This is a genomic window from Halopseudomonas pelagia (assembly GCF_009497895.1).
Lineage (GTDB): Bacteria > Pseudomonadota > Gammaproteobacteria > Pseudomonadales > Pseudomonadaceae > Halopseudomonas > Halopseudomonas pelagia_A.
This window is the reverse complement of record NZ_CP033116.1, coordinates 275,022-301,520: the sequence shown is the minus strand read 5'-3', so window position 1 is coordinate 301,520 and position 26,499 is coordinate 275,022. Positions and strand designations below refer to the sequence as shown.

24 protein-coding genes are annotated in these 26,499 nt (G+C 60.4%); 9 read left to right on the top strand and 15 right to left on the bottom strand.

Annotation, left to right across the window (positions count from 1 at the left end; translation table 11 throughout):
- Positions 1-21: 21 nt before the first annotated feature.
- The 4 genes from EAO82_RS01395 to EAO82_RS01380 form a co-directional block, all read right to left on the bottom strand.
- Entirely contained in the window at positions 22-1,089 is a 1,068-nt protein-coding gene (locus EAO82_RS01395) for a BMP family ABC transporter substrate-binding protein (RefSeq protein WP_096345395.1), read from the bottom strand.
- A gap of 187 nt (positions 1,090-1,276) precedes the next feature.
- Positions 1,277-2,221, bottom strand: a complete 945-nt coding sequence (locus EAO82_RS01390; protein WP_096345394.1) for a biotin-dependent carboxyltransferase family protein — start codon at positions 2,219-2,221, stop codon at positions 1,277-1,279.
- The gene (gene pxpB, locus EAO82_RS01385) at positions 2,218-2,925 is read right to left on the bottom strand and encodes a 5-oxoprolinase subunit PxpB (protein WP_096345393.1); all 708 of its coding nucleotides are present in this window, start codon (positions 2,923-2,925) and stop codon (positions 2,218-2,220) included. Before pxpB ends, EAO82_RS01390 begins: the two co-directional genes overlap by 4 nt.
- A complete protein-coding gene (locus EAO82_RS01380) occupies positions 2,922-3,665 on the bottom strand; it encodes a 5-oxoprolinase subunit PxpA (protein ID WP_096345392.1) in 744 nt (247 codons plus the stop codon). Before EAO82_RS01380 ends, pxpB begins: the two co-directional genes overlap by 4 nt.
- A gap of 83 nt (positions 3,666-3,748) precedes the next feature.
- Here EAO82_RS01380 and EAO82_RS01375 point away from each other — a divergent pair, with 83 nt between their 5' ends.
- Positions 3,749-4,426, top strand: coding sequence for a type 1 glutamine amidotransferase domain-containing protein (locus EAO82_RS01375; protein WP_096345391.1), 678 nt, complete (start codon positions 3,749-3,751; stop codon positions 4,424-4,426).
- A 15-nt stretch (positions 4,427-4,441) separates the two neighbouring features.
- Here EAO82_RS01375 and EAO82_RS01370 read toward each other — a convergent pair whose 3' ends face one another.
- From EAO82_RS01370 to EAO82_RS01340, 7 genes are all read right to left on the bottom strand, one after another.
- Entirely contained in the window at positions 4,442-4,873 is a 432-nt protein-coding gene (locus EAO82_RS01370; protein WP_096345390.1) for a PaaI family thioesterase, read from the bottom strand.
- A 34-nt stretch (positions 4,874-4,907) separates the two neighbouring features.
- A complete protein-coding gene (locus tag EAO82_RS01365) occupies positions 4,908-5,792 on the bottom strand; it encodes an alpha/beta fold hydrolase (RefSeq protein WP_096345389.1) in 885 nt (294 codons plus the stop codon).
- Between the two features lie 87 nt (positions 5,793-5,879).
- Positions 5,880-6,917 (bottom strand): AbrB family transcriptional regulator, encoded by a 1,038-nt coding sequence (locus tag EAO82_RS01360; protein WP_231703265.1) that lies wholly within the window; start codon positions 6,915-6,917, stop codon positions 5,880-5,882.
- Complete coding sequence (locus EAO82_RS01355) at positions 6,910-8,418, bottom strand: tripartite tricarboxylate transporter permease (RefSeq protein ID WP_096345387.1); 1,509 nt, start codon at positions 8,416-8,418, stop codon at positions 6,910-6,912. The genes EAO82_RS01360 and EAO82_RS01355 overlap by 8 nt, the downstream gene beginning before the upstream one ends.
- Positions 8,419-8,420: 2 nt before the next feature.
- Positions 8,421-8,879, bottom strand: a complete 459-nt coding sequence (locus EAO82_RS01350; RefSeq protein WP_096345386.1) for a tripartite tricarboxylate transporter TctB family protein — start codon at positions 8,877-8,879, stop codon at positions 8,421-8,423.
- 96 nt (positions 8,880-8,975) lie between these two features.
- Positions 8,976-9,956 (bottom strand): Bug family tripartite tricarboxylate transporter substrate binding protein, encoded by a 981-nt coding sequence (locus tag EAO82_RS01345; protein WP_096345385.1) that lies wholly within the window; start codon positions 9,954-9,956, stop codon positions 8,976-8,978.
- Between the two features lie 61 nt (positions 9,957-10,017).
- Positions 10,018-11,280, bottom strand: coding sequence for an OprD family porin (locus EAO82_RS01340; protein ID WP_096345384.1), 1,263 nt, complete (start codon positions 11,278-11,280; stop codon positions 10,018-10,020).
- Positions 11,281-11,464: 184 nt separating this feature from the next.
- Here EAO82_RS01340 and EAO82_RS01335 point away from each other — a divergent pair, with 184 nt between their 5' ends.
- Positions 11,465-12,133, top strand: coding sequence for a response regulator (locus EAO82_RS01335; protein WP_096345383.1), 669 nt, complete (start codon positions 11,465-11,467; stop codon positions 12,131-12,133).
- Positions 12,130-13,503, top strand: coding sequence for a sensor histidine kinase (locus tag EAO82_RS01330; RefSeq protein WP_096345382.1), 1,374 nt, complete (start codon positions 12,130-12,132; stop codon positions 13,501-13,503). The genes EAO82_RS01335 and EAO82_RS01330 overlap by 4 nt, the downstream gene beginning before the upstream one ends.
- Positions 13,504-13,555: 52 nt before the next feature.
- Here EAO82_RS01330 and EAO82_RS01325 read toward each other — a convergent pair whose 3' ends face one another.
- Positions 13,556-14,464: an AraC family transcriptional regulator gene (locus EAO82_RS01325; protein WP_410402923.1), complete on the bottom strand. Its 909-nt coding sequence runs from the start codon at positions 14,462-14,464 to the stop codon at positions 13,556-13,558.
- Positions 14,465-14,872: 408 nt separating this feature from the next.
- Between EAO82_RS01325 and EAO82_RS01320 the strand changes: the two genes are divergently transcribed.
- From EAO82_RS01320 to EAO82_RS01310, 3 genes are all read left to right on the top strand, one after another.
- Positions 14,873-16,024: an efflux RND transporter periplasmic adaptor subunit gene (locus EAO82_RS01320; protein WP_096345380.1), complete on the top strand. Its 1,152-nt coding sequence runs from the start codon at positions 14,873-14,875 to the stop codon at positions 16,022-16,024.
- Between the two features lie 82 nt (positions 16,025-16,106).
- On the top strand, positions 16,107-19,295 hold the full coding sequence (locus EAO82_RS01315) for an efflux RND transporter permease subunit (RefSeq protein WP_096345379.1): 3,189 nt from the start codon (positions 16,107-16,109) through the stop codon (positions 19,293-19,295).
- Positions 19,288-20,706: an efflux transporter outer membrane subunit gene (locus EAO82_RS01310; protein WP_096345378.1), complete on the top strand. Its 1,419-nt coding sequence runs from the start codon at positions 19,288-19,290 to the stop codon at positions 20,704-20,706. Before EAO82_RS01315 ends, EAO82_RS01310 begins: the two co-directional genes overlap by 8 nt.
- 84 nt (positions 20,707-20,790) lie before the next feature.
- Here the strand turns inward: EAO82_RS01310 and EAO82_RS01305 are convergent, their stop codons facing one another.
- The 3 genes from EAO82_RS01305 to EAO82_RS01295 form a co-directional block, all read right to left on the bottom strand.
- On the bottom strand, positions 20,791-20,955 hold the full coding sequence (locus EAO82_RS01305) for a DUF1328 domain-containing protein (protein ID WP_022962111.1): 165 nt from the start codon (positions 20,953-20,955) through the stop codon (positions 20,791-20,793).
- A 108-nt stretch (positions 20,956-21,063) separates the two neighbouring features.
- Positions 21,064-21,498, bottom strand: coding sequence for a PA2169 family four-helix-bundle protein (locus EAO82_RS01300; protein WP_096345377.1), 435 nt, complete (start codon positions 21,496-21,498; stop codon positions 21,064-21,066).
- Positions 21,499-21,578: 80 nt separating this feature from the next.
- Entirely contained in the window at positions 21,579-22,415 is an 837-nt protein-coding gene (locus EAO82_RS01295) for a BON domain-containing protein (protein WP_096345376.1), read from the bottom strand.
- A 223-nt stretch (positions 22,416-22,638) separates the two neighbouring features.
- Between EAO82_RS01295 and algB the strand changes: the two genes are divergently transcribed.
- The 3 genes from algB (at position 22,639) to EAO82_RS01280 (ending at position 26,490) form a co-directional block, all read left to right on the top strand.
- The gene (algB, locus tag EAO82_RS01290) at positions 22,639-23,985 is read left to right on the top strand and encodes a sigma-54-dependent response regulator transcription factor AlgB (protein WP_096345375.1); all 1,347 of its coding nucleotides are present in this window, start codon (positions 22,639-22,641) and stop codon (positions 23,983-23,985) included.
- Positions 23,982-25,757 carry an ATP-binding protein gene (locus tag EAO82_RS01285; RefSeq protein WP_096345374.1) on the top strand — a complete coding sequence of 592 codons (1,776 nt, stop codon included), beginning with the start codon at positions 23,982-23,984 and terminating at the stop codon, positions 25,755-25,757. The genes algB and EAO82_RS01285 overlap by 4 nt, the downstream gene beginning before the upstream one ends.
- A 139-nt stretch (positions 25,758-25,896) precedes the next feature.
- Complete coding sequence (locus EAO82_RS01280; protein ID WP_096345373.1) at positions 25,897-26,490, top strand: DUF4136 domain-containing protein; 594 nt, start codon at positions 25,897-25,899, stop codon at positions 26,488-26,490.
- Positions 26,491-26,499 lie beyond the last annotated feature (9 nt).

Genomic DNA, 26,499 nt, shown 5'->3' with positions numbered 1-26,499 from the left:
TCGTTTGCCAACACAGTTTGCTTATTGGGGAATGGTCGCGTCGATGCCCTCCACATACCAGTTCATGCCAGCGAGCTCTTCGCGGGTCATGGTCGTGCCTTCCGGCACCTTGAGTTCACCTGCCTGATTTTTCAGCGGGCCGGTGAACGGATGCAGTTCGCCACTGCCAATCGCGGTGGTGAGTTCATCAATCTTGCTGCGCTGCTCGTCGGTCAGACTCTCATTAACCGCAACGATCTTGATCACGTCATCGCCGATGCCGCCCCAGTAATCACCGGATTCCCAGGTGCCAGCCATGACCTTGTCCACGGTATCGATGTAATAGGGAGCCCAGTCGTTGACTACCGACAACAGGTGCGCCTTGGGACCGAAGTGACTCATGTCCGATGCCTGGCCTACGCCCCAGTGGCCACGCTTTTCTGCGGCCAGCAGCGGTGCCGGGCTGTCAGTATGCTGCACGATCACGTCCGCGCCCTGGTCCATCAGGGTATTGGCGGCATCGGCTTCCTTGGCCGGATCGAACCAGGTGTTGGCCCAGATCACCTTGATCTTGATATCGGGATTAACCGAGCGCGCACCCAGATACACGGCGTTGATGTCGCGGATCACTTCCGGGATCGGGAAGGAGGCGATATAGCCGATGGTGTCGGATTCGGTGACCATGCCGGCGGCTGCGCCGGTGACATAACGACCTTCGTAGGTGACGGACAGATAGGTGCCCAGATTCTCGGACTGCTTGTAGCCGGTGGCGTGCAGGAAAGTCTTGTCCGGATAGTCAGCTGCCACCCGCGCAGTGGGGTTCATGAAGCCGAACGAGGTGGTGAAAATCAGATCGTTGCCAGCCTGGGCCAGGCGGCGGATGGTGCGTTCGGCGTCGGCGCCTTCGTTGACGTTTTCCACATAGGTAGTCTGCACCTTGTCACCAAAGTGTTTTTCCATGGCCAGGCGACCCTGGTCGTGCTGGTAGCTCCAGCCGTGATCGCCAATGGGCCCGACATACACAAAGCCGACTTTCAGTGGATCATCTGCCATGGCCTGTGCCGACAGGGTGAGGGTTGCCGCCAGGGCCAGACTGCGTTTAAAACTCATGGATACTTCTCCTGGGATAGGTGTTTGAGAGCCGCCCGCTTCCGCTGTCGAGCGCGCCTGTCTATTCACAGCAAAAAGCTGGCCATTTGTTCAGGAAATTTGCAAAGCGGTTAGATAGGCGAGTTTTGGCGGCTTGGCTTGAGCATGAAACCCCAGGCTTTGTTGATCCGTGCACGATGGCGGAGCATCAAATCTCGCGCTGCACCAGCAAGGTGGTCTGGATAGCGTGGTGCAGAGCGAGTTGCTGACGGCGTGCCCTGGCAAGAGTGATAGGTTTCAGCGTCAGTTGTTGGCCCGGCGCACATTGCCCCAGCCGCGCCACGCTGGCTGGCGTCAGTGCGCCGAGGCGCGGATAGCCACCGATGGTCTGGCGGTCGTTGAGCAGAATGATCGGCTGGCCGTCGGCGGGTACCTGAATGGCGCCCAGCGGGATACCTTCGGAGATAATGGGCGGGCCTTGATAGCGCAGCGTCTTGCCAAGCAAGCGCAAGCCCATGCGGTCGGCGCGTTGATCGACCTGCCAGGACTGGTTGAACAGATCGAACAAGCTCTGACCACTGAACAGCGCGATCTGGGCGCCAAGGATCACGTCCAGGCAAGCGGGGGCCAGGTAGTCGGGTACATGTTGCTGTGGCACCGCGGCAGGCACGGGTTTGGCACATCCACATTGCAGCAGATCGTCGGGCCTTAGCGGGCTGCCATCGCCATGCAAGCCGCCGAGCTGTTCGCGGCGGACTTCGCTGCGTGAATTCAATACCCGTGGGGCTTCGAAACCGCCGGGCGCTGCGAGGTAACCGCGTGCACCGCTGCGGGGCGGACCGAAGGTGAGCGTCTGCCCGGCAGCCACCTTGAAACTCTGCCAGGCAGCCACCGGCTGACCATCCAAAGACGCTTGCAAATCCGCACCGGTCAGCGCCAGAGTAGTGTGCTGCTGACACAGCAGGGTCACGCCGCCAAAGGGTATTTCCAGCAACGCACAGTCAGGATCATTGCTCAGCAGCCGGTTGGCCCAGCCCGCGGCTACCCAGTCCAGTGCGCCGCCCTGGGTGACGCCCAGATGCCGTACGCCGAATCTTCCCTGGTCTTGCAGTTGCGCCAGGCCCAGGGTCTTTTCGATTTTTAGTCCGCTCATTGCTCGGCCGCCATTGGCGTGACATCGCCACCCTGGCCGATAAAGGTCTCGCGATCAATGGCGACGAAACGGACTCGATCACCGGGTTTGAGCAGGCTGTAGCCTTCGCGTTGCGGATCGAATAGCCGGCTAGCTGTGCGCCCCAGGAGATTCCAGCCGCCAGGTGATACCAGCGGATAGACCGCAGTTTGACGTTCGGCGATGCCCACACTGCCGGCCGGGACCTTTTTGCGAGGTGTACTCAGGCGTGGCGCGGCCAGCTCGGGCTCGACCAGGCCCATATAGGCAAAGCCGGGCACAAAGCCCAGGGCAAATACGCTGTAATCGCGGGCGCAATGACTTTCGATTACCCCGTCGATGCTCAGGCCACTGAACTGTGCCAGACGCGGCAAGTCCGGACCCACGCTAGGGTCATACCAGACTCCGATTTGATGCAGCTGGCCCTGGGCTGCCGTGCTGGCAGGCTGCAAGTTATCCAGCGCGGTGTGCACGCGGCGCAAGGCTTCGGCTTCAGTGAGTTGCTGGCCGTTGTAGTGCAGCATCAGCGTGGTGTAGGACGGCACCAGATCGATCAGCGCTCCGGCAAAATGCTCATGCAGGCGCTCGCCAGCAGCAATCAGCCAGGGCATGTTGGCTTCGTCTATGTCATCGAAAAGACGCAGGGTGAGTACGTCCAGGGCGGCGGTTTCTATACGCAGTTTCATGCCCGGCCAAGCGCAGCTCGAATCTGTTTCACCGCTTCTACAGCGGCGGGATTGTCGCCGTGTACGCACAGGGTATCGGCATCCAGTCGCAGTTCGCTGCCATCGTTCGCGGTCAGCGCCTGGCCATTGGCGAGCTTCAAGGCCTGCTCGACTACCTGCTCGGTATCGTGCAGCACCGCGCCGGGTTGCGAGCGCGGCACCAGATAGCCTTCGCGGTCATAGGCGCGATCGGCAAAGGCTTCAAACAGCAGCTCGATACCACATTCGCTGGCCAGATCGCCCGCTGGCTGGTTGTCGCGGCGAGCCAGCAGCATCAGCGGCAGTGCCGGATCATAAGCGGCGATGGCCTGCATCACGGTGCGCAGCAGATCGGGGCTCTGCATCATGTCGTTATACAGCGCGCCATGCGGTTTGACGTAGCTCACCCGGCCGCCCTTGGCGCGGCAGATGCCGTCCAGGGCGCCAATCTGGTAATGCAGCATGTCAGTCACTTCCTGTGGACTACACTGCATGGAACGTCGACCGAAGCCGGCCAGATCAGGGTAGGCTGGATGCGCGCCGATGCGCACGCCATGGGTCAGTGCCAGACCTACCGTTTTGCGCATCACGCCGGGATCCGAGGCATGGAAGCCACAGGCGATATTGGCGCAGTCGACATGTGGCATGACCTGATCATCCAGGCCCATGGTCCAGGCGCCAAAGCTTTCGCCCATGTCGCAGTTAAGCAGTAATCTTTTCACACATCCGCTCCTCGCTGATGCTGAACAAATTAACGCAGTTCCAGTCCAACGGCCACATGCCGCAGTAACATACGAGGTACGCAATGAAGATTCTGATGGTACTCACCTCCCACGATGAACTGGGCGATACCGGCAACAAGACCGGCTTCTGGCTGGAAGAGTTCGCCGCCCCCTATTACGTGCTCAAGGATGCCGGAGCTCAAGTGGTGCTGGCCTCGCCCAAAGGCGGGCAGCCGCCGCTGGATCCGAAGAGCGATGAGCCGGACGCGCAGACAGAAGCGACCAAGCGCTTCAAGTCAGATGAGCTGGCGCAGAAGCAGCTGGCCTCTACGCTGCCGCTGGCGGACGTATCGGCAAGCTTTTTTGATGCGGTGTTCTATCCCGGCGGCCATGGCCCGCTGTGGGATCTGACCCACGACAGTCATTCCATCGCGCTGATCGAAGCCTTTGTACTGGCGGATAAGCCGGTCGGTGCGGTGTGCCACGCCCCTGCCGTATTGCTCAATGCCCGCGGTACTGATGGCGAAGCCTTGGTCAAAGGCCGTCAGGTGACCGGTTTTACCAACTCTGAAGAAGAGGCAGTGGGCCTGACCGATGTGGTGCCTTTCCTGCTCGAAGACAGCCTCAAGGAACAGGGCGGCAATTACAGCAAGGGTGATGACTGGGCGTCTTACGTGCGCGTGGATGGCAAGCTGGTTACCGGGCAGAACCCTGGCTCCTCGGAAGAGGCGGCCAAGGCGCTGCTGAAACTGCTGCAGTAAACCGCAGCACCGCGATCAGCTGATAATCATGCAGGTCGCGGTGCCGTAGGCATACAGCGAGCCGGTTTCATCGCGGATGTAGCCTTCGGTGATCACCAGGCGCCGCGTCTTGTTGATGACCTTGCCTTCGGCGATCAGCGGTTTGTTGAACGGGATGGGTTTGCACATCTTCACGTTCAGCTCGATGGTGCCGTAGCTTTCGCCGACACCCAGGGTGGTGTGGGTCGCGCAACCGGTGATCGAGTCCAGCACGGTGGCGGCAAAGCCGCCGTGCACGCCACCCAAAGGGTTGGTATGGGTTTCATTGGCGGTGGCTTCGAACACCACCCGATTGAGTTCTACTTCTTTTACTTCCATCGGAATGGTTCTGGAAATAGGCGCGCGCGGAATCAAGCCTGCGGCCGCGGCCTGCATGATTTGCAGGCCGGTCATTTCTTTCGGGTTCATCTAGCTTTCCTGTGTGGGCATTCGGTAGGTGATTTCAGGCTGCCTGACGGGACTGGCCCAACTGATCGAACCAGTTCAGGGCGTTCTGCCAAAGCGGTTGTGCGCTGGGGCGAAAATAGCCCATGTGGCCAATGGGCGGAAGCCCAGCCTCGGCGGGTATCAAGGTCAACCCTTGATAGTCTGCCTGGCGATAGGCCGACATGAAAGCATCCCGCGAGGCCGGGGAAGCCCATAGATCGTCCGTCGCGTTCAGCGCAATAATCGGCGTGGTGATCTGCGCGAACTGTTCTTCCAATCCGGGCATGCTCGGGTCTTCAAAGAAGTAGCGCGGGTAGCGACACCAGCGCTTCCACTGGCGATACACGCCCAGTGGCAGGTCTTCACCCATACCCAGTTTGCTCCAGGCCAGATAGCCTTTGCTACGGGTCACCAGGGGGCCGATTATGCGCCACATGGTCAGCACCTTGAGCCGTTCTGCCACGGGCATCCAGCCATGCCAGCCGGCACCGGTGCCGAAGGTGTAAAGGCCGCTGACGTGCTGATGGTTGGGCAACAGGCCGAAGGCGTGGCCACCGAAGGAATGGCCGACCATAAAGGTGGGCAGTTCGGGTTGATGCAGATGCTCCAGCGCGGCGGCAAGGTCCAGCCTTGCCCAGTCGAGATAATCCATCTCGAAACCCTTCAACGTCGCCGGACGCGACTCGCCGACACCGCGGTAATCCAGCGTCAGAGTGGTGTAGCCACGCGCGGCAGCGTACTCGGCGAAGCGCCGGTAAAAGCCCCGTGGCACGCCTGTGGCACTGCCAACAAGGATCTTCCCCAGCGGCTGTTCGGCTGGAAACAAAGTGGCGCCGAGGGCATAGCCATCTGCAGCGGTAAGGGTCAAACGCCTGGAAAGGTCGCCATGGGAATGAGACATGCGGTCACCTGAAATTCTCGGATGCGATACCAATAAGTATATAGACCGGTCGGTCTAAAACGCAAAAGTATTCTTCGAGACTTTGCCTCAGGGTTGCAGGCGGGTCCACAGACGAAAGGCTGGTTCAGCCAGAAACATCACCAGAAACAGCCGTAATACCTGCAGGGCAGTGACCAGCGCCACAGAGAGGTGCAAGGCTTCGGCGGTCAGGCACAGCTCGGTAATGCCGCCGGGCATCATGCCCAGCATCAGGCTGATGTCATCGACCGCGGCAAACCAGCTGAGCACCTCGGCGCAGAGCGCGGCCACCAGCATCGCCAGCAGAGTGAACAGCACTACTCTGAGCATGAAGGCTGGGGCACTGCGAAAGAATTTACGATCGAAATGGCAGCCCAGCGCGCAACCAATCAGCCACTGGCCGAGTTCGCCGCCACCGGCCGGCAGTGCTATGTCCAGATCAAACCAGACGCTGGCCACAGCGCAGACGGTCAGCGGGCCGAGCATCCAGGGGTTGGGTTGCCCGAGCCGGCGCCAGAGCATCGCCAGGCCCGCTCCCAGCGGCATCAGCAGTGCCAGCCAGCCCCAGTGAGTGCTGTCCGGCTCGGGGGCGGGGGTTTCGGGCAAGGTCAAGGTGAACAGCGCGGGAACGATCAGCACCACCATCAACAAGCGCAGGCTATGTGCCGCAGCAACCTTGGCTGGCTCGGCCTGGTGTCGCAGGGCGAGCACAACCATTTCGCTGGCGCCTCCGGGCATGCTGGCGAAATAGGCGGTCGCGCGATCCACCCCGCTGCGCCTGAGTACGCCAATGCCGATCAGGCAAAGCATCACGGTAATGCAGGAACCGAGAATGATGACCCACCAGTAGCCGAGGATCTGCTCGAATACCGGGGCGGTGAAATGCAGACCGATGGCGCTGGCGACGATCCATTGCCCGGTCTGGCGACCGCCGGGCAGTTCGACCAGCATCCAGCCGCTGCAACGCACCAGGATGACCGCAAGTAATGAACCGACCATCCAGGGTAGCGGCCAGTCAGCCAGGCTGGCCAGCCAGCCACCCACCAGCCCAACCAGTGGCGTGGACCAGAGCTTGGCTCGGCCCAGCCACATTGCCCTGTCAGGCATCGGTCAGTGGCACCGCGCGGCGAGCGCGATAGGCGCGCCAGAAAGGCAGCGCGACCATAAAGGCCACCACTACCCAGAGACCCAACGTAATCGGGCTGCTCCAGAGGATGCCCAGATTGCCGTCGGAAATGGACAGCGCGCGGCGCAGGTTGCTTTCCATCATGCCGCCGAGGATAAAGCCCAGCAGCAGCGCGGAGAGCGGGAAGTCCAGCTTGCGCAGGATATAGCCGAACACGCCGATGGCGATCATCAGGAACAGATCGAAGGTGGTCGCGTGCACTGCGTAAACGCCGATCGAGGTGATGATCGCGATGGCTGGCACCAGCGTCCAGTTCGGTACCGAGAGAATACGGGTGAACAGGTTGATCATCGGGATGTTCATGATGATCAGGATCACGTTGGCGACGAACAGCGAGGCGATCAGACCCCAGACAATCTCCGGCTGGTTCTGGAACAGCAGCGGGCCGGGAGTGATGTTGTACAAGGTCAAGGCGCCGAGCATCACAGCGGTGGTGCCGGAGCCGGGAATACCCAGGGTCAGCATCGGCACCATGGAGCCACAGGCGGAGGCGCTGTTGGCGGTCTCCGGTGCGGCGAGACCCCGCAGGTCTCCCTCGCCAAAGCGGCCGCTGGCACCGGCAATGCGTTTCTCGGACATATAGGCGACGGCACTGGCAAGGGTCGCGCCGGCGCCGGGCAGGATGCCGAAAATAAACCCCAGCAAGCCACTGCGAATATTGGTGGCAAAGACCGAGGTGCCTTCCTTGAGGTTGAACAGCATGCGTCCGCTGGCCTTGACCGCGGTCTGGCCATGATGAGTGCGTTCCAGCAGCATGAGGATTTCGCTGATGCTGAACAGACCGAGCACCAGCACTACAAACTGGATGCCGTCGGATAAGCCGAGCGTGCCGAAGGTAAAGCGATACACGCCGCTGTTGGCATCAATACCCACGCACGACAGCATCAGCCCGATGAGCACCGCCACGGCGGTCTTCACCGGTTTGTCTCCGGCCATGCCGGCCAGGCAGACAATCGCAAAGACCATCAGCATGAAATACTCGGCCGGCCCGAAGGAGACTGCCCAGCCAGCCAGCAAGGGCGCGAACAGCACCACCCCGACGGTCGCGATCATGCCGCCGATAAAGGAACTCCAGGCCGAGATCGACAGCGCGATACCGCCTTTGCCCTGACGCGCCAGCGGGTAACCGTCGAGCGTGGTCATTACTGCAGAAGCTTCGCCGGGGATATTCAGCAGAATCGAGGAAATTCGTCCGCCGTATTCGCAACCCAGGTACACCGCCGCGAGCAGGATCAGTGCTGTCTCGGGTGGCAGGCCCAGAGCAAAGGCCACCGGGATCAGTAGCGCCACGCCGTTGATTGGCCCCAGCCCCGGGAGCAGGCCAACGATGGTGCCGATGGTGGTACCCGCCAGGGCGGTAATCAGGTTATTGGGGCTCAGCGCAACGCCAAAACCCTGTCCGAGATATTGCAACGTATCCATGATCAGTTCTCCAGTACGGCCAGCACGCCCATGGGCAGCGGCACGTCAAGAATGCGGTCAAACAGGAAGTACAGGCCGATGCCCAGTACCACGGCGAGGATTGCGCTGGGCAGCCAGCGGCCGCCGAATAGCCGGGCCATGCCCAGGCCAAACAAGGTCGCGGTGACGATAAACCCGACTCGCTCGAACAGCGCCGCCAGAGCCAGCAACAACGCCAGGCAAATCAGGGTTTTGCGCAGCATCGTCGGGACTATCCTTGGCTCAGGTTCATCGCCGGTTTCCAGCCCCGGCTTGAACACCAGCAGCAGCGCGCCGGCGCCGAGCAGGATCAGCAGCATCAGCGGGTAGGCGCGTGGGCCGACCGGCTCATAGGAGTAGGGCGCGTGATAGCCCCAGGCGGTCAGGCCAAGGCCAACGCAGGCCAATAGCAGGCACGCCGCAAACAGGCGGTGGTACAACATGGTGGAGTCCTCGCGGGTACAGGCCGGGGCATTGCGCCACCGGCCATCGGGGTCGGATTACGGGGTTGAGCTAGCGGGTTGCACTAGCGGTTGGGATTACTGCGTCAGGCCGAATTCGGACGCCAACTGCTTGTAATCGGCGACCTGCTTCTTGACGTAGGTGTCGAGCTTTTCCCCGGTCATGGAGAACGGGAAGAGTTCGCGCTGCTCACGCAGTGTGGCGTAGTCCTCGGAAGCCAGAACCTCCTCGAAGGTGCCCTTCCACCAGCTGTAGTCTTCCTCGCTGACGTCCGGTCCCATGTAGAAACCGCGGATGACTGGCCAGCTGACATCGTAGCCCTGCTCCTTGGCCGTCGGAATATCGACTACGGCATCGCCTGGCAGGCGCTCGTCAGCAAGCACCGCCAGAATGCGGATACCGCCGCTTTCGATATGCGGCACAGAGTCGGAAATATCGGTGCTGGCTACATCAATGTGCCCGCCGAGCAGCGAGGTAGCGAGTTCGCCGCCCCCTTCCATCGCCACATAGCGCAGTTCGCGGGGATCGATACCGGCGGTGCGAGCGACCAGCGCAGTTTGCATCCAATCCTGACTGCCGACGGTGCCGCCGGAGCCAATCACTACCTTGGACGGATCTTTTTTCAGCGCAGCAATCAGGTCATCCAGCGTCTTGAACTCGGAGTCGGCGCGTACGGCAATGGCGCCATAGCTGGAGCCTACAGCGGCCAGCCATTTCACCGCGTTCTCATCGAAACGGCCAAATTTGCCCTGCGCCAGGTTCAGCAATGATCCACTGGAGAACGCAGTAATGGTGCCGCCTTCCGAGGCGCGTTGGGCGACCACCGCATTGTAAGCCACAGCGCCGATGCCGCCGGGCATGTAGGTCACCCGCATTGGGCGGCTGAGCTTCTTGCTGTCTAGCAGCGCGCTCTGCGCCAATTTGCAGGTAAGGTCAAATCCGCCGCCGGGCGAAGCCGGGGCGATACATTCTGGACGGCTGGGCTCTTCGGCCAGTGTATAGGTGGCAATGCCAAGGCAGGCAATGGCCAGCAGGGATGAACACAGAACTGATTTCATGGGTGGTTCCTCTTGTTTCTTATTCTAGGCGATATCGCCACAGGGCTTTCTGAAACAACGCTTACCAGATCGGCAGGCTGTAGCTGACGATCAGACGGTTCTCGTCCACATCACGGGCATAGCTGGAACGGTAGGACGCATTGCGCCAGCGCAGACCCAGATTTTCCAGGGGACCTTCCTGGATCACGTACTGCAGCTCGGTATTGCGTTCCCAGTCCTTGCCTTCGCCGCCTGCGACCAGCTCTGCCTGGTCGCCCTTGGTGTAGCGGCTCATGAAGCTCAGGCCGGGCAGGCCCTGGTCGGCAAAATTGTAGTCATAACGCACCTGGGCTGAACGCTGACCGGCTTCGGCGAAATCGTTGATCTGCACGAAGTTGGCCAGTACCGGGTTGCTGCCGTCGATATACGGAAAGGCGTTGTCGCCGCGCATTTTCTGCAGGTTGAAGCCGAATTTATGCCCGCCCAGCGCATAGCTGAACAAACCCTGCCAGGCCTGGTTATCAATATCGCCAGCCTGAGCGGCGCCCTGCTCCTCGGAAACGGACACGCGCAGCTCCGACTTCAGGCTGCCCTCGCCCAGTGCCAACTGGTGGGTCAGGCCCACAAAATGTTGGCGGTAGATATCATCCAGTTGTGCCAGGTGATACCTGCCCGCCAGGCTGGGTATGAACTGGTAGTCCAACCCGACCCAATCGAAATGGTCTGCCTCGAACGAGCCGCCGAAGCGCTGGTTTTTGTTGTTCGAGGTAATGTCCTCAGCATCAGTGGAGTTGCGGTCCTTGGCCTTGGTCAGGCGGCCAAGGCTGATGCTCAGGTTGTCGAATTCATTGATGGTTGCCATGCCGCCTTCGAAGGTCTGCGGCAGAATGCGGCTGGTGTTCGGGTTCAGCGTTGGCAACTTGGGTAGCAGGCTGCCCACCAGCAGGGTGGATTCGGACATGCGCGCCTTGGCAGTCAGATTCAGCTTGCTGTATTCGTTCGCAGCGCGGCCGTCGTCATGAGTGGGCAGCAGGCCGGTGCCGGTGCGGTCAGGGCTGGAATCCAGTTTCAGGCCGAGCATCGCCTGCGCATCCAGACCAAAACCGATGGTCCCGGGGGTAAATCCGGATTTGACGTTGAGGATAAAACCCTGAGCCCACTCCTCGCGTTTGGACTGGCCATCGCCTTCGCGGAAGTCACGGTTGAAATAGATATTGCTGGTGCTGAGTGTCGCGCTGCTGTCTTCGACAAAACCCTGGGCCATAACGCCTTGCGCCAGAAGGGACGATGAGCCGAGTAACAGAATGGCGGGAATACCACGCGTTAGGTGCGCCTTCGTATGCATCAGATAAACTCCATTGTTGTTTTTGTACTGGGCGATCTTTGCGCCCTGAGTCGTACTGCACCCCGGGTGTTTGGGTGAGCCTGGGCGAATCCTAAAGTGCTAACCTTTCGCCAACCTTTCATGCTGGCGACCCCTGTTTGGCGGTGTACACTCTGACAAAAGCAGCCACACGAGAGACTCGGCATTGCGCATTTTGCTGGTGGAAGATGACCCGGAGTTGGCGGAAAGCCTGACCCGCATGCTCAAGGCCGGGGGCTGGACGGTGGATACCCTGCACGACGGGGTGGTCGCCGATCAGGCGCTGCGCAGCGAAGATTATGCGCTGGCAATCCTCGATGTCGGGCTGCCGCGCATGGACGGTTTCGACGTTTTGCGCCTACTGCGCGAACGCGGCCAGACCCTGGCGGTACTGATGCTCACCGCGCGCGGCGAGGTGGCTGATCGGGTGCGCGGGCTGAACCTGGGGGCTGACGACTACCTGGCCAAACCCTTCGAACTCAGTGAGCTGGAGGCACGCGTTAACGCCCTGCTGCGCCGCAGTTTGATGGGCGGCGAGCGCCAGCAGCAGTGTGGCGAATTGGTCTACGATCTGAATGACCGGCGCTTCACGCTGTGTGGCCAGCCGCTGCAACTGCCCTCGCGCGAACATGCCGTGCTGGAAAATCTGATCGCCCGTCCGGGGCGGCTGATGAGCAAGGAGCAACTGGCTGGCAAGGTATTCGGGCTGGATCAGGATGCCAATCCGGAGGCGATCGAGATCTATATCTCGCGGCTGCGGCGCAAGCTGGAAGCCAGTCCGGTGCGCATTGTCACCTTTCGCGGCCTGGGCTATCTGCTGGAAGTCCAGGCATGAGCGATTCCGGCAGCTTGCGCGGCCGCCTGTTACGGCGCCTGGCGCTGATGTTGGCGATTCTGCTGGTGTTGGGCAGTACTGCGGCTTACTGGAACGCCCGCCGGGCTGCGGATGTGGCCTATGATCGCTCGTTGCTGTCCTCGGCGCGGGCGATCGCCGAACGATTGTATGACGATGACGGCAAGCTGGTGGTGGAAGTGCCTTATATCGCGCTGGACAATTTCGCCTACGACATTACCGGCCGGCTGTATTACGAGGTGCTGAACCTGGAGGGAGAGCCGGTCTCCGGTTACGAGGATCTCCCCGGCCCCGATGCCAGCGTTGAGATGACCCGTAACTACCCTGCCCTGGCCCGCTTTTACGATGCCGATTATCGCGGCGCTGGCGTACGGCTGGTCAGCCTGTTGCAGCCGATCAGCGGCGGCGCCAATCCGGGTATGGCCGAGATTCGCGTCGCCGAAACCCTCGAAGCCCGGGACCGCATGGCGCACACGCTATTACGTCAGTCGTTGATCAATCTTGGGTTGCTGGCCGTCAGCGCACTGCTACTCGCCTGGCTGGCGGTCACCGCTGCATTACGGCCGCTCAAGCGATTGCGCGAAGAAGTCGCCGGGCGCGCCAGTGATGATCTGCGTCCCATCAGCACCGATGGCTTGCAGCGTGAGGTTGCCCCGCTGGTGGATTCTATCAACCACTTTACCGGACGCCTGCGTGAGAACTTCGAGCGCCAGCGCGACTTTATTGCCGAGGCTTCCCACGAGCTGCGCACGCCGTTGGCGGCGCTCAAGGCACGGATTGAACTGGGCTTGCGTGCCCCCGAGCCCGAGGCCTGGAAACAGGCGCTGCATGAAGCGCAGCAAAGTACTGACCGGACCATTCAGCTGGCGAATCGGCTACTGTCGATGGCGCGCATTGAGCGGGGCGCGCGGGCGGTGGCTGAAGGCAGTGCGGAGCGGGTGGCGATGCAGCCGCTGGTCCAGGAGTTGGCCATTAGTATGGTGCCGCTGGCCCACTCGCGGGGGATAGAGTTGGCCCTGGAGGCGGAGCGGCAGTTCGAGGTGTGGGGCGAGCCGACCTTGCTGCAAGAGCTGATCAGTAACCTGATATCCAATGCCCTGCAGCACACGCCGAAGGGTGGCCAGGTCATTCTGCGTTTGCGTGCGCCGCGCTCGCTGGAGATCGAAGACACCGGCACCGGCATCCCAGAGAGCGAACGGCAAAAGGTTTTTCAGCGCTTTTATCACCAGGGCGAAGGCACCGGGTTGGGGCTGTCGATCGTCGGCGAAATATGCCGTGCCCACCGCGCCGAAATTACCTTGCATCAAGGTCCACTCGGCGGCTTGCTGGTCAGGGTCGGATTCCCCGCCTGAGCTCAGCTATCACCCGGTTGGCGAATGCTCCAGGTGTTACTGGAGCGAATGCTCAGGCAGGCACGCTCATACGCGTTTCACCGCGCAATTTGATCACATCGGCCCGCGGTGGCGCGCCGAACATGCGGCTGTACTCACGGCTGAAGTGCGAGGGGCTTTCGTAGCCGACCCGGTAGCTGGCAGTGGCCGCTTCCAGACCCTCGCTGAGCATTAACCGACGCGCTTCGTGTAACCGCAGCTTCTTCTGGAACTGCACCGGGGACATGCGCGTGACCTGCTTGAAGCTGTGATACAGCGTCGACTCACTCATGTTCACGTCTTCCGCCAGTTCTCGCACCCGCAACGGCTCGGCAAATCGGTCCTTGAGTACCGAAATTACCCTGGAAATGCGGTGCGACTGGCTGTCGGCAGATACAAACTCGCGCATGCGCGAGCCCATTTCACCCACCAACGCGCGGTAGACTATCTCGCGCTGGATCAGCGGTGCCAGAAAGCGCGCGTCGGTAGGCGAATCGAGCAGCCTTACCAGGCGGGTCATGGCATCGAGGATACCCAGATCGACCTGGGCCACGCAGAGGCCGCAGGCCGAATAGGGGCAATCGACCGGCTCTGATGGTGCAGCGTCGCCCAGCTGCAGTACCAGTTCGGCGACCTCGGCCGGGTCGATATTGATCTTCACTGCCAGAAACGGATTTTCCGGTGATGCATCGACTACATAGCCATTTACCGGCAGATCAACGCTGGAGACCATATAGCTGAGCGCCCCGTAGACGATCTCCCGATCACCGAGCTGGACGATCTTGCGACCCTGGGCAATAACGCACAGCGAGGGTTCGTAGACGGTAGACATGCAACTGGTGGGCGCGTCCACGCGAAACAGATCCAGACCCGGAATGTCGGTTTCATAGACACCTTCTTCGGTCATTCTGGCGGCGACCAGGTCGGCCAGCTCGCGGCACATGGGCTCGACCGGCAGGGGTGTGGAATTGAGGGCGGAGTCGAGAACAATACTTGAGTGGGCGACGGTATTCATGATTGACCTCCAAAGGCTTGCAAGTAGTATATACAGGATCAGGTAAGGCAGATGAAGCTTGTATTACTTTTGCAGGAATAGGCAATAAACCCGCAGGATCGCGCAAACATGCGTGAAACAGGCCCTATGACGGTGCAATCGTTTGGCTCGATGACCTGTTTTGGGCACGGCGCCGTTACTGCTTATTTCTGGATAAATAGAATTAGGCAATCATATGGCAGTAATGCGCTACCCGCTGTTAGCGCACTGATCGTATCGTTTAGCTCTACCAAGGCGCTCTCGGCGTCTTTCTGTAAACGATCAAGATCAGTGACCCCGATGGGAAGTGAGAACCACATGCAAGCAATCACCTTCAAGGACGCCAAAGTGACGCTGCTTGGCGCCCTGCTGCTGGCCGTTATGGCCGGCTGCGATGCTCAAGGCCAGGACAACACCGCTGCACCCCCACCGCCAGAGGTTGAGGTCGCCGAAGTTCGTGCTGAACCTGTAACCCTGTGGGGAGCCTTCAGCGGCCGCGTTGAGGCACCGCAAACGGTGGAACTGCGGCCGCGCGTCAGCGGCTATATAGATAAGGTCGGTTTTGAAGAGGGCGAACTGGTCAGCGAGGGCGACGTGCTCTTTGTTATCGACCCGCGGCCCTATAAAGCCCGTGAGCAACTGGCCCAGGCCGAACTGGCGCGCATGCGCAGCCAGTTGACGCTGGCCAGCAGCGAGGCTGCGCGATCCGCGCAATTGTGGGAGCGCCGAGCGATCTCCCGTGAGGAGTTCGAGCAGCGCAACGCGGCGAAGACCATGGCCCAGGCGGCAGTCAATGCAGCTGCGGCGTCCTTGCAAAGCGCGCAACTGGATCTGGAATATACCCAGGTCAAGGCGCCGGTCAGCGGTCGTATCGGCCGTGCCCAGGTGACTCGCGGCAATCTGGCCAGCGCAGATGCCACGCTATTGTCCACGTTGGTATCGGTCGACCCGCTCTATGTCTATTTCGAGAGTGATCAGCAGACCGCCCAGGACAACCCCCACGGTCAGGCCGTGCCAGTACGCATCGGGCTGCCAGGCGGGCAGGACTTTCCGTTTGAAGGCCAGCTGGACTTTGTTGATAACCAGTACAACAGCCGCACCGGCACCCTGCAGTACCGCGCGCAGGTAGCCAATCCGGACGGCGCTCTGCGCCCGGGGCAGTTTGCCCGGGTAGAAATGCCGGTGGCCTCGGCCAGTGCCGCATTGCTGGTGGATCAGAAAGCGGTGATGACCGATCAGGATCGCCGCTACCTGTATGTGCTGGATGCCGACAATCGCGCCGAGCGCCGCATTGTTGAAACCGGCCGCCGGGTTGATGGACTGCTGGTGATCACCGAAGGGCTGGCCGCTGGCGAGCGCGTGGTGGTCAACGGGTTGCAGAAGATCGCATTCCCCGGCATTGAAGTGGTTCCGCAGCTGGTAGATATGCGCCGTGGCGAGGCACCCATAGTAGTCGCGACAGCGCCGTGAGGCAGTAGCGCTCCATTTAACCTTCTTCTTTATTTGACTGATACGGGCGCGCCTTCTGGACGCGTTCCGGGAGGCTGTTGCCGTGAATTTTTCGCGTTTCTTCGTAGACAGGCCGATCTTTGCCTCGGTGCTGTCGATCATCATCTTCGTTGTCGGGCTGATCAGCATTCCGCTGCTGCCGGTCAGCGAGTACCCCGAAGTGGTGCCGCCCAGCGTATTGGTCAGCGCCAGCTATCCGGGCGCCAACCCCAAGACCATATCCGAGACCGTGGCCACGCCGCTGGAAGAAGCCATTAACGGCGTCGAGGACATGATCTACATGAAATCGGTGGCCGGCAGTGATGGCAGCCTGGCGCTGACCGTGACCTTTGCCCTGGGTACCGACCCGGATCAGGCCCAGGTGCAGGTGCAGAACCGGGTATCCCAGGCGTTGCCGCGGCTACCGGAGGATGTGCGTCAGCTAGGCGTCACCACCCAGAAGCAGTCGCCCAACCTGATGATGGCGGTGCATCTGACCTCACCGGACGACAGCCTGGATGCCACCTATATCCGCAATTACGCGGTACTGCATATTCGTGACGAGCTGGCACGCATTCCCGGTGTCGGCCAGGCCGGCCTGTTCGGTTCTGGCGACTATGCCATGCGCCTGTGGATCGATCCGCAGCGTGCTGCGGCGCTGGGCGTGACCGCTGGTGACATCAGCGCTGCGGTACGCGAGCAGAACATCCAGGTCTCCGCCGGACAGATCGGCGCGCCGCCGATGCCGGATGGCTCGGATCTGCTGATCTCGATCAACGCCCAGGGCCGCCTGGAGACGGTCGAGGAATTCGAGAATATCGTGTTGCAAACCGGCGAGCAGGGTGAGGTCACACTGCTCAAGGATGTGGCGCGGGTTGAGCTGGCTGCGTCGCAGGACTCCTTGCGCGCGCTGTTGAATAACCGCCAGGCCGTGGCCCTGCCGATCTTCCAGGCACCCGGCTCTAACTCTCTGGATGTGTCCGCTGCGGTACGGGCAAAAATGGCCGAGCTGGAGGGCGATTTCCCCGAGGGCTTGAGCTGGGAAGTAGCTTACGACCCGACCGTGTTCGTCAGCACCTCAATCAAGGCCGTGATCATGACCTTGCTCGAGGCCGTCGCGCTGGTCGTGCTGGTGGTAATTCTGTTTCTGCAGACCTGGCGCGCGTCGCTGATTCCGCTGCTGGCGGTACCGGTATCGATTGTCGGTACCTTTGCCGTCTTGCTGCTGATGGGCTTTTCGATCAACACCCTGACCCTGTTTGCCATGGTGCTGGCGATTGGTATCGTGGTGGACGATGCCATCGTGGTGGTGGAGAACGTCGAACGTAATATCGAGGAGGGGCTGGCACCGTTGGCGGCTGCGCACCAGGCGAAGCGCGAGGTCAGCGGGCCGATCGTTGCCATCAGTCTGGTGCTCTGTGCGGTATTCGTGCCGATGGCCTTTCTGGATGGCATTACCGGGCAGTTCTACCGCCAGTTTGCCATGACCATCGCCATTGCCACGGTGATTTCAGCGATCAACTCGCTGACCCTCTCGCCCGCGCTGGCGGCTGCGTTGTTGAAACCGCATGGCGCTCCGCCGGATTTGCCGGCGCGCATTATCAACCGCCTGTTTGGCTGGATATTCCGTCCGTTCAACCGCTTTTTCCAGCGTAATGCGCAACGCTACGAATCCTTGGTCGGTCGCAGCCTGAGTAAACGCGGCTTGGTCTTTGGCGTTTATCTACTCCTGCTGGGTGGTACTGCGTTGATGTTCACCCAGGTGCCTGGCGGTTTTATTCCGATTCAGGACAAGACTTACCTGATCGGTAGTATCCGTTTGCCGGAAGGTGCTTCGCTGGATCGTACCGAAGCCGTGGCAAGGCGGGTCAGTGAGCTGGCGCTGGAGACGGAGGGCGTATCTGACGCGCTGGCCTTCGTCGGCTTCAATGCGCTGCAGGGCACCAACACGCCGAACGTGGGTACGGTGTTCATGGTGTTCGATGACTTCGAGGTGCGTGACCGCACCGCACAGGCGATCTCCGATGACATCAACGCACAGCTGGGCGGCATCAATGAAGGCTTCGCCATAACCTTTATGCCGCCGCCGGTGTTCGGTCTGGGCGCGGGTTCGGGGTATTCGCTGTACGTACAGGATCGTCGCGGCGCCGGTTATGGTGAACTGCAGAACGCCACCAACGAACTGGCCCTGGCGCTGAGCGAGACGCCCGGCATGTTCTACCCGTTCAGCTCCTACCAGGCCAACGTGCCGCAACTGGATGCCGATGTAGACCGTATGCAGGCCAAGGCCCAGGGCGTGCAGCTGGATGATCTGTTCGGCAGCCTGCAGCTGTATTTTGGCTCGCAGTACATCAACGACTTCAATCTGTTCGGCCGTACCTATCGGGTCATGGCTCAGGCGGATGCGCAGTTCCGCGATAACCCAAGCGACATCGACCACCTTTATACGCGTAACGCGAATAACGAGATGGTCCCGCTCAATACCATGGTGACGCTGCGCGAGAGTTTCGGGCCAGACCCGGTGATCCGCTACAACGGCTATCCGGCGGCGGACCTGATTGGCCAGTCCGACCCGACCCTGCTGTCGTCGTCGCAAACCCTGGCTGCGGTCATGGGCGTAGCAGACGAGGTGTTGCCAGCCGGCATGACGCTGGAATGGACCGACCTGAGCTTCCAGCAGGTAACCCAGGGCAATGCGGCGATGGTGGTGTTCCCGCTGGCCTTGCTGCTGGTGTTCCTGGTGCTTGCGGCGCTGTATGAAAGCTGGGTGATGCCGCTGGCAGTGATTCTGATCGTGCCGATGTGCTTGCTTGCCGCCTTGTTCGGCGTGTGGATGGTCGGTGGTGACAACAACATCTTCGTCCAGGTGGGCCTGGTGGTGTTGATGGGGCTGGCATGCAAGAACGCAATCCTGATCGTCGAGTTTGCTCGCGAACTGGAATTGCAGGGTCGCGATACCGTCAGCGCCGCACTGGAGGCCAGCCGCCTGCGTCTGCGCCCGATCATCATGACCTCGGTGGCCTTTATTGCCGGTGTCGTACCGCTGGTGCTGGCAACCGGCGCAGGTGCCGAGGTGCGCAACGCCATGGGCATCACGGTGTTTACCGGGATGATCGGTGTGACCCTGTTCGGCCTGCTGCTGACCCCGGTGTTCTATGTTGCCCTGAGAACGCTGGCCAAGCGCTTTGAGGGTAAGCCGGAAACGGCTGTTGCAGAATCCAAAGGGTCGCTGAAAGGAGAATCACATGAGTAAGCTGGCAGGACTCTTTACCATGGCTGCACTGCTCGGTGCCTGCGCAGTCGGCCCGGACTACCAGGCCCCGGAGCCGGTGCAGTTGCAGCAGTTCGCCCACGATCAAGCGCCGGCTGACACCGCAGGCACAGCTGTGGCGAGCAATGAGCAGCTATTCTGGCAAGGGTTTGACGACCCCCTGTTGGCAGGCTTGATTGAGCAAACCCTGGCTGAAAACCAGAGCCTGCAGGCAGCGCTGGCGCGGTACCAGGAGGCTGAAGCACTGCTGCGCGGCTCGCGCCGCGATCAGTTGCCGAGTGTCACGGCGGGCGCCGGTGTTGCTGGGCAGCGGCTGGCGGAAGTGGAACGCACCCAACCGGATGAGCGCAGTGTGGAGCTGTACCAGGCCGGTGTCGCGCTGAGCTGGGAACTGGACCTGTTCGGGCGGCTGCGCCGCGCCACTGAAGCCAGTGAGGCCGAACTGCAGGCGGCGGGCGCGGACCGGCAGACTTTGCAGGTAGCGCTCGCAGGCCAGATGGCCAGCAGCTATTTCCAGCTGCGCGGTCTGCAGCAACAACTGCGGGTGGCTGAAGAGAACGTCGGTTTACAGCAGGCGTCGCTGGATATTGTCAGTGCGCGCCTGGATGCCGGCCGCGGCACCCTGTTCGATCAGGTCCGGGCTCGCGCTCAGTTGGACGCTACCCGAGCGGTGATTCCGCAGTTGAAAGCAGGTATAGGCGCAGAAATGCACCGCATCGGCGTGCTGACCGGGCAAACGCCTACCGCACTGGTGCCTTTGCTGCATGTTCCTGCAGATCTACCTGACAGCCATCCATCGATTGCGGCGGGTAGCCCGGGCGACGTACTGCGGCGACGTCCGGATATTCAGGCGGCCGAGCGGCGGTTGGCGGCGGCCAGTGCGCGTATTGGCGTGGCCAGTGCTGATCTGTTCCCGCGCTTTACCCTGGACGGGCTGATAGGTTCGCTGGCTGGCAACGGCTCTGACCTGTTTACTGGCGGCGCAAGCACCGGACGCGTGGCGCTGGGGATTGACTGGAGCTTCCTCGACCGGGCCCAGGTGCAGGCGCGCATTGATGCAGCTGATGCCCAGTCCGCCGAGCTGTTGGCCGACTACCGGCAGACAGTGCTGCTGGCCCTGGAAGAGACTGAAACCTGGCTGTTGCGCTACCAGCAATCGCAAGAGCGTGCAGCGTTGCTGCAAAGCGCCACTGACGCCGCCACCCAGGCGGTAGAACAGGCACGTGACCGCTATGACCAGGGCTTTATCGGTTATTTCGAACTGCTGGCCGCCGAGCAGGAGCTGACCGCCATGCGTGACAGGTGGGTGCAGAGTGAGACGCAAGTGGTGTTGGCGATGGTCAATGTGTACCGCGCGTTGGCTGGAGCCCCGGCTTCCCCGGTTGCCGGCTAGCCAGCAAAACTCAAACTGCAGATGCGCAAAAACCGCTCCCCAGGGAAGCGGTTTTTGAGTTTTGCGCGTTTTTTTGTGGTGCTACTAAACCTTAGGTCGTCGACCCAGGATCAGCGAAACCACGAAGAGCACCAGGAAGACCAGGAACAAGATCTTGGCAATCCCTGTTGCGGTGCCTGCAATGCCACCAAAGCCCAGAACCGCAGCGATGATGGCGATAATTAAGAATGTAACAGCCCAACTCAGCATAGTGTTTCTCCTTAAATAGGGCATATGCCCCGCCAGGCTAGCTCTGGACCAGCCGTTAAGGCTGCTTCAGGCCAACTGCGCCTGGGCCGCCCTGGTGTTGCCCATCTATTACTCTGTTGCTTTTTTCAGTGCGCGCATGCGGTCATGGCAAGCCCGTACTTTGGGCATTTCCAGAACCAGCAAGGTGCGTACATCCGCCTCGGAATCTTCCAGCGCTTCTTCAAACGCGTGAAGGATACGGTCCTCGGCTTCTTCCAATTGGGCGATGTAAGTTGCATCTTCATCGCTGGAAATCATTGCACGGGTGTCGGCATAGATCTGGCGGCATTTGCCGGCAAAGGTGCCACCCGTGGCTGGCTGCTCATGATTAGCCGCCACTTTCAGCGACAGCGCCTGGATCACTTCGGTTTTCGCCAGCACCATGTCACTGAACAGGTTCTGCAAGCCGATATCCTTCACCTCTTCACGTGCATGCTCATAGAAGCGCTGTCCGTCGCGGGTGATTTCAATCAGTTCATTCAGTTGTGCGGTCTTGTTCGTCATCGTCATTCTCCAGGTGCATCACGTCGCTTGTGGCGGCGAATACGGCAGCCACCGGCCGGAATTGGCCGGTGGTTTGGTTCTTAGCCCGCTACGTTCAGAGCAGAGGCGTTTACATCTGTCACACCGCGAATGTTGCGCGCGGTCTCAACTGCCAGCTCTTTCTCAGCTGCGGTAGCGACGGTGCCGCTCAGGGTGACCTGACCGTTCTCGGTTTCCACCGTGATATCCAGACCGTCCAGGTTGTTACTGAACAGGAAGGTAGACTTCACCTTGCTGGTGATCCAGGCGTCGCTGATAGCTTCACCAGCTTCGTCTGCCGTGTTCTGCGCCTTGGCAGCAGTCGTGGCATTGGCATTAACAGTGATGTTGTTTTCTACATCACGCACGCCATCGGTATTGGCAGCCAGACGCTCGGCCAACTCCTTGGCTTCTTCAGATTGGGCGGTACCTTCGAGAGTAACGACACCGTTCATGGTGGTGACATTAATGTCCAGACCTTCAGTGTTGCTGTTCCACAGCAGACGCGATTTCACGCTGGCGGTAGTGGTAGCGTTGTCAAAGCGCTGGGTCATGGATTTGTCGTTGTGCTCGTTGCGCTCGGCTTCGCGATCAACAGTTAGTTGGTTGTCGACCTTCTGTACGCCATCAACGCTCATGGCAACTTGTTCGGCCAGATCACGATCAACGTCGCTTTCGACTTCACCGGTCAGTACAGCAGTGCCGTTTTCAACTTCAACGTCAATCTTGAAGGGGTTGAGGTGGCGATTCAGTGCGATAGCAGTGACCACGGAACCCTCTTGACGGGCTTCACTCAACTGGCGGCTGGTGTCGCCGTCGTCAGCGAAAGCGGTCATGGGGGACAGGGCAATGATGCCGGCAGTAGCAGTGGCCAGGGCGAGAGTTTTTAGTTTGAACATCGTTATTCTCCAATTTTTATCGCAAAATGACTGTTTTCCCAGTCGTACCATACTGTCGCAAGCGCTGTGCCAACCTGAAAGATCAGTTAATTCTGTTATAAATCAGGTAGATACAAAAAAGTGCTGGCACTAGGTGGCATGCAGGCTGCATGATCGCGGTCTTGATGCCGTGCAACTTGCACGACTTTTACAAGCAATTCCGGAAAGAGGTCAGGAGCGGAAAATGGAACCGGCGGAACAACCCTGCGGACGTATTCTTCTGGTTGATGATGAATCAGCTATTTTGCGCACTTTCCGTTATTGCCTGGAAGATGAGAACTACCAGGTATCCACAGCCAACTCGGCCTCCAAGGCCGAGGCCCTGCTACAGCAGCACGTATTCGATCTGTGTTTTCTGGATCTGCGTCTGGGTGAAGACAGCGGCCTTGATGTGTTGGCACAGATGCGCGTGCTGGCGCCGTGGATGGCGGTGGTTATAGTGACCGCGCACTCGGCAGTGGATACCGCGGTGGATGCCATTCAGGCCGGTGCTTCGGATTATCTGGTCAAGCCCTGTAGCCCCGAGCAGTTGCGCATGAGCGCGGCCAAGCAGCTCAAGGCCCGCCAGCTGGTGGCGCGTATCGAGCAGCTCGAGGGCCAGGTGGGCAAGCCGCAGGAAGGCCTGGATTCAAGATCGCCAGCGATGATGGCGATTCTCGATACAGCGCGGCAGGTAGCGTCTACTGATGCCAATATCCTGATTCTTGGAGAGTCCGGTACCGGCAAAGGTGAGCTGGCCAAGGCCATGCACAAGTGGAGCCAGCGCGGGAAAAAGTCCTTTGTGACCATTAACTGCCCTTCGCTGTCCTCGGAACTGATGGAAAGTGAGCTCTTTGGTCATACCAAGGGCGCTTTTACCGGCGCCAGTGAAAACACACTGGGGCGGGTCAGTCAAGCCGATGGCGGCACCTTGTTTCTCGACGAGATCGGCGATTTCCCGCTTACGTTGCAACCCAAGTTGCTGCGTTTCATCCAGGACAAGGAATTTGAACGGGTCGGCGATCCGGTCACCCGTCAAGCGGATGTACGGATTCTTGCCGCGACCAACCGCAGCCTCAAGGATATGGTCGACGACGGCCGGTTCCGCGAGGATCTGCTCTACCGCTTGAACGTTATTACCCTGACATTGCTGCCGCTGCGTGAGCGCGTGGAAGATATTGCCGAGCTGGCAGAGCGCTTCCTGCTGCGTTTCGTCAAAGCCTACAGCACGCCGGCCCGGGGCTTCACCGAAGAGGCCATGACCGCGCTGCTAGCCTATTCATGGCCGGGCAACATTCGTGAACTGCGCAACGTCATCGAGCGTGCGAGCATTATCTGTACTGATGACAAGGTGCAGGTCAGTCACCTGGGTTTCAGCGGTCCAGCACTCAACAGTGCGCCGCGGGTGGGTGATGAGCTGAGTCTCGACGAGCTCGAGCGGGCGCATATCGCGGCAGTATTGGCCAACAGCGAAACCCTGGATCAGGCCGCCAAAACCCTCGGCATTGACGCCTCCACCTTGTATCGCAAGCGCAAGCAGTTGGCATTATGAAATTGCGCAGCCGGTTGTTCCTCAGCAGCAGCGCGCTGCTGACGGTCGCGGTGGTCGGCTTGCTGTTGGGACTGTTCAGTGTGCTGCATCTGACCAAGACGCAGAACACCGCGATGACGCGAAATCTGAGCATTATTCAGGCAACCCTGGGGCTCAGCCATGAATTGAGTCGCCAGGTGACGCTGCTGCTGGCTGAAGACCTGGACCGCGATGCGTTGGCGGCTTCTGATGCGCACTTCCGTAATTGGCTCGACACTGCCGCTTCCAGCGCGATGAATGACGCTGATATACAGGCAACCGAGGAAATTCGGCATGCCTACGCGACCTACAGCCTGTTGATCAGCGAGCCCTTTACCGTACGCCGCGAGCTGCTGCGCAACGACCAGTTTGGTCGGGCGGTGGACGCCATGCGTGACCGCATCAGCGCTGTGCAGATGCGCTACGTGACGCAGGTGGAGGCGGCCGAAGACAGCTCCCGCGAACGGGCCTGGCTGGTTGCTGGGCTGATGGGCTTGATCGCCGTGGCGGTACTGCTGATCGGCCTGATTACCGCCAACAGCATCGCCCAGCGCTTCGGCCGGCCAATTGAGTCATTGGCCAGGGCCGCCGACCGCATCGGTAAAGGCGATTTCAAGGTGGTATTGCCGATTTCGCCGATCGCCGAAATGTCGACTCTGGCCAAGCGTTTCGGGCTTATGGCCGCTTCGCTGGAAGAGTTCCGCAACAGCGACATCGCCGCGTTGCAAGCCGAGCAGAAACGCCTGCAGGCGGTGCTGGACAGCATCGACGACGGCCTGCTGATCTTCGATTGCGCGGCGCGCATCGAACATATCAACCCGGTAGCGCAGCGCCAGTTGGGGTGTGATGAGAGTCATCTGGGTCTACATCTAGGTGAAGTACTCGGCTTGCCTGAGTTGGATGAGCAGCTGCACAAACTGCTCCAGGATGATTATCAGGAGCACGGCGAGCAGGATCTGCAGATCGAGGCCGATGGTGAAACCCGTATGCTCAGCTACAGCCTGTCCTCGGTTATTCATAACGAAGGGCATTTCGTCTGCGCGGTGATGGTGCTGCGCGATGTGACCGAGCAACGTGCATTCGAGCGCGTGCGCAGCGAGTTCGTGTTGCGCGCTTCCCACGAGTTGCGCACGCCGGTGGCCGGGATGCATATGGCCTTTGCGCTGCTGCAGGAAGGCGCCAATGCGCAGCCCGGCAGCCGCGAATCGGATCTGATGAACACCGTGGACGAGGAGATGCGTCGTCTGGTGCGGCTGATCAACGATCTGCTGAATTTCTCGCGGTATCAGAACGGTCTGCAGAAGATCGATCCGGCCCCCTGTGATCTGGAGCCGTTGCTGATTAATACCCAGCAGCGGTTTACTGGACAGGCAAGCGAGCGAGATATCTCCATCACCATCGAAACCGAAGGCGAGTTACCCAAGGTCGAACTGGACCGGCTGCAGATTGAACGCGTGCTGGACAACCTGATCGGCAACGCCCTGCGCCACACGGACAGCGGCGGCAAGATAGTGCTGCGTGCGCGGCGCAAGTCGGAGCGTGTGATCATCGGCGTTGAAGACAACGGCGAGGGTATTCCCTATAGCCAGCAGGCTCGGGTATTTGAACCCTTTGTGCAGGTCGGCGGCAAGAAAGGCGGTGCTGGGCTGGGGCTGGCGCTATGCAAGGAAATCGTGCAATTGCATGGCGGTTATATGGGCGTACTGTCCAAACCCGGACAGGGCGCGCATTTTTATCTGGCCCTGCCGTTGTGACGTGTTTGGTAACAGAGCGCTGCGAACTGCAACGCGGTATTGTGGGTCTTATGCAGTAGTACGGTATTTGCAAGGGCGTGTGCGCACAGGCGTGTTTGCAGAGCAATGTGTCCCTATCGGCCTATGGCGGGTGATTATAATGTTTGTTTCTCGACTGCACTCCACAACCAAATCTCTGACGCTCGGGGTCGCTGTGTTGCTGCTGGCAGCCTGTCAGGCAGCGCCAATCCAGCGCGATTTCGACACCAACCGTGATTTCACCCAGTACCGGGACTGGAGTTGGGCTGAAGAGGCGGTGAGTTACACGCCGGCCAGTGACCCGCGTATCCAGAGCGATCTGACTACCCAGCGTATCCGCGATGCGGTCAGCGGCCAGCTGGATGTTCGTGGCCTGCGCCCGGTTCAGCCCGGCCAGGAGCCAGATCTGCAGGTCAAGGTCTACGTGATCAGCGAAATGCGCGAGGATAACGTCACTACCAGCTATGGCGGCTCCTTTGGTACCTATTGGGGCGGTTGGGGTGGTGGCTGGGGCGGTGGTCCCGGTTATGCTGAAACGCGCTCGGTGGACTACCAGGTATTAACCCTGCAAATCGATCTGCTCGACGATGGCCAATTGGTGTGGCGCGGCAGCGATGAGCAACAGTTGCGTAGCACTCCCCTGACACCAGCAGAGCGTTCGCAGCAGATTCAGGATATGGTCAGCAAGATTCTGGGTGGTTTCCCACCCTACTGATGATGATCG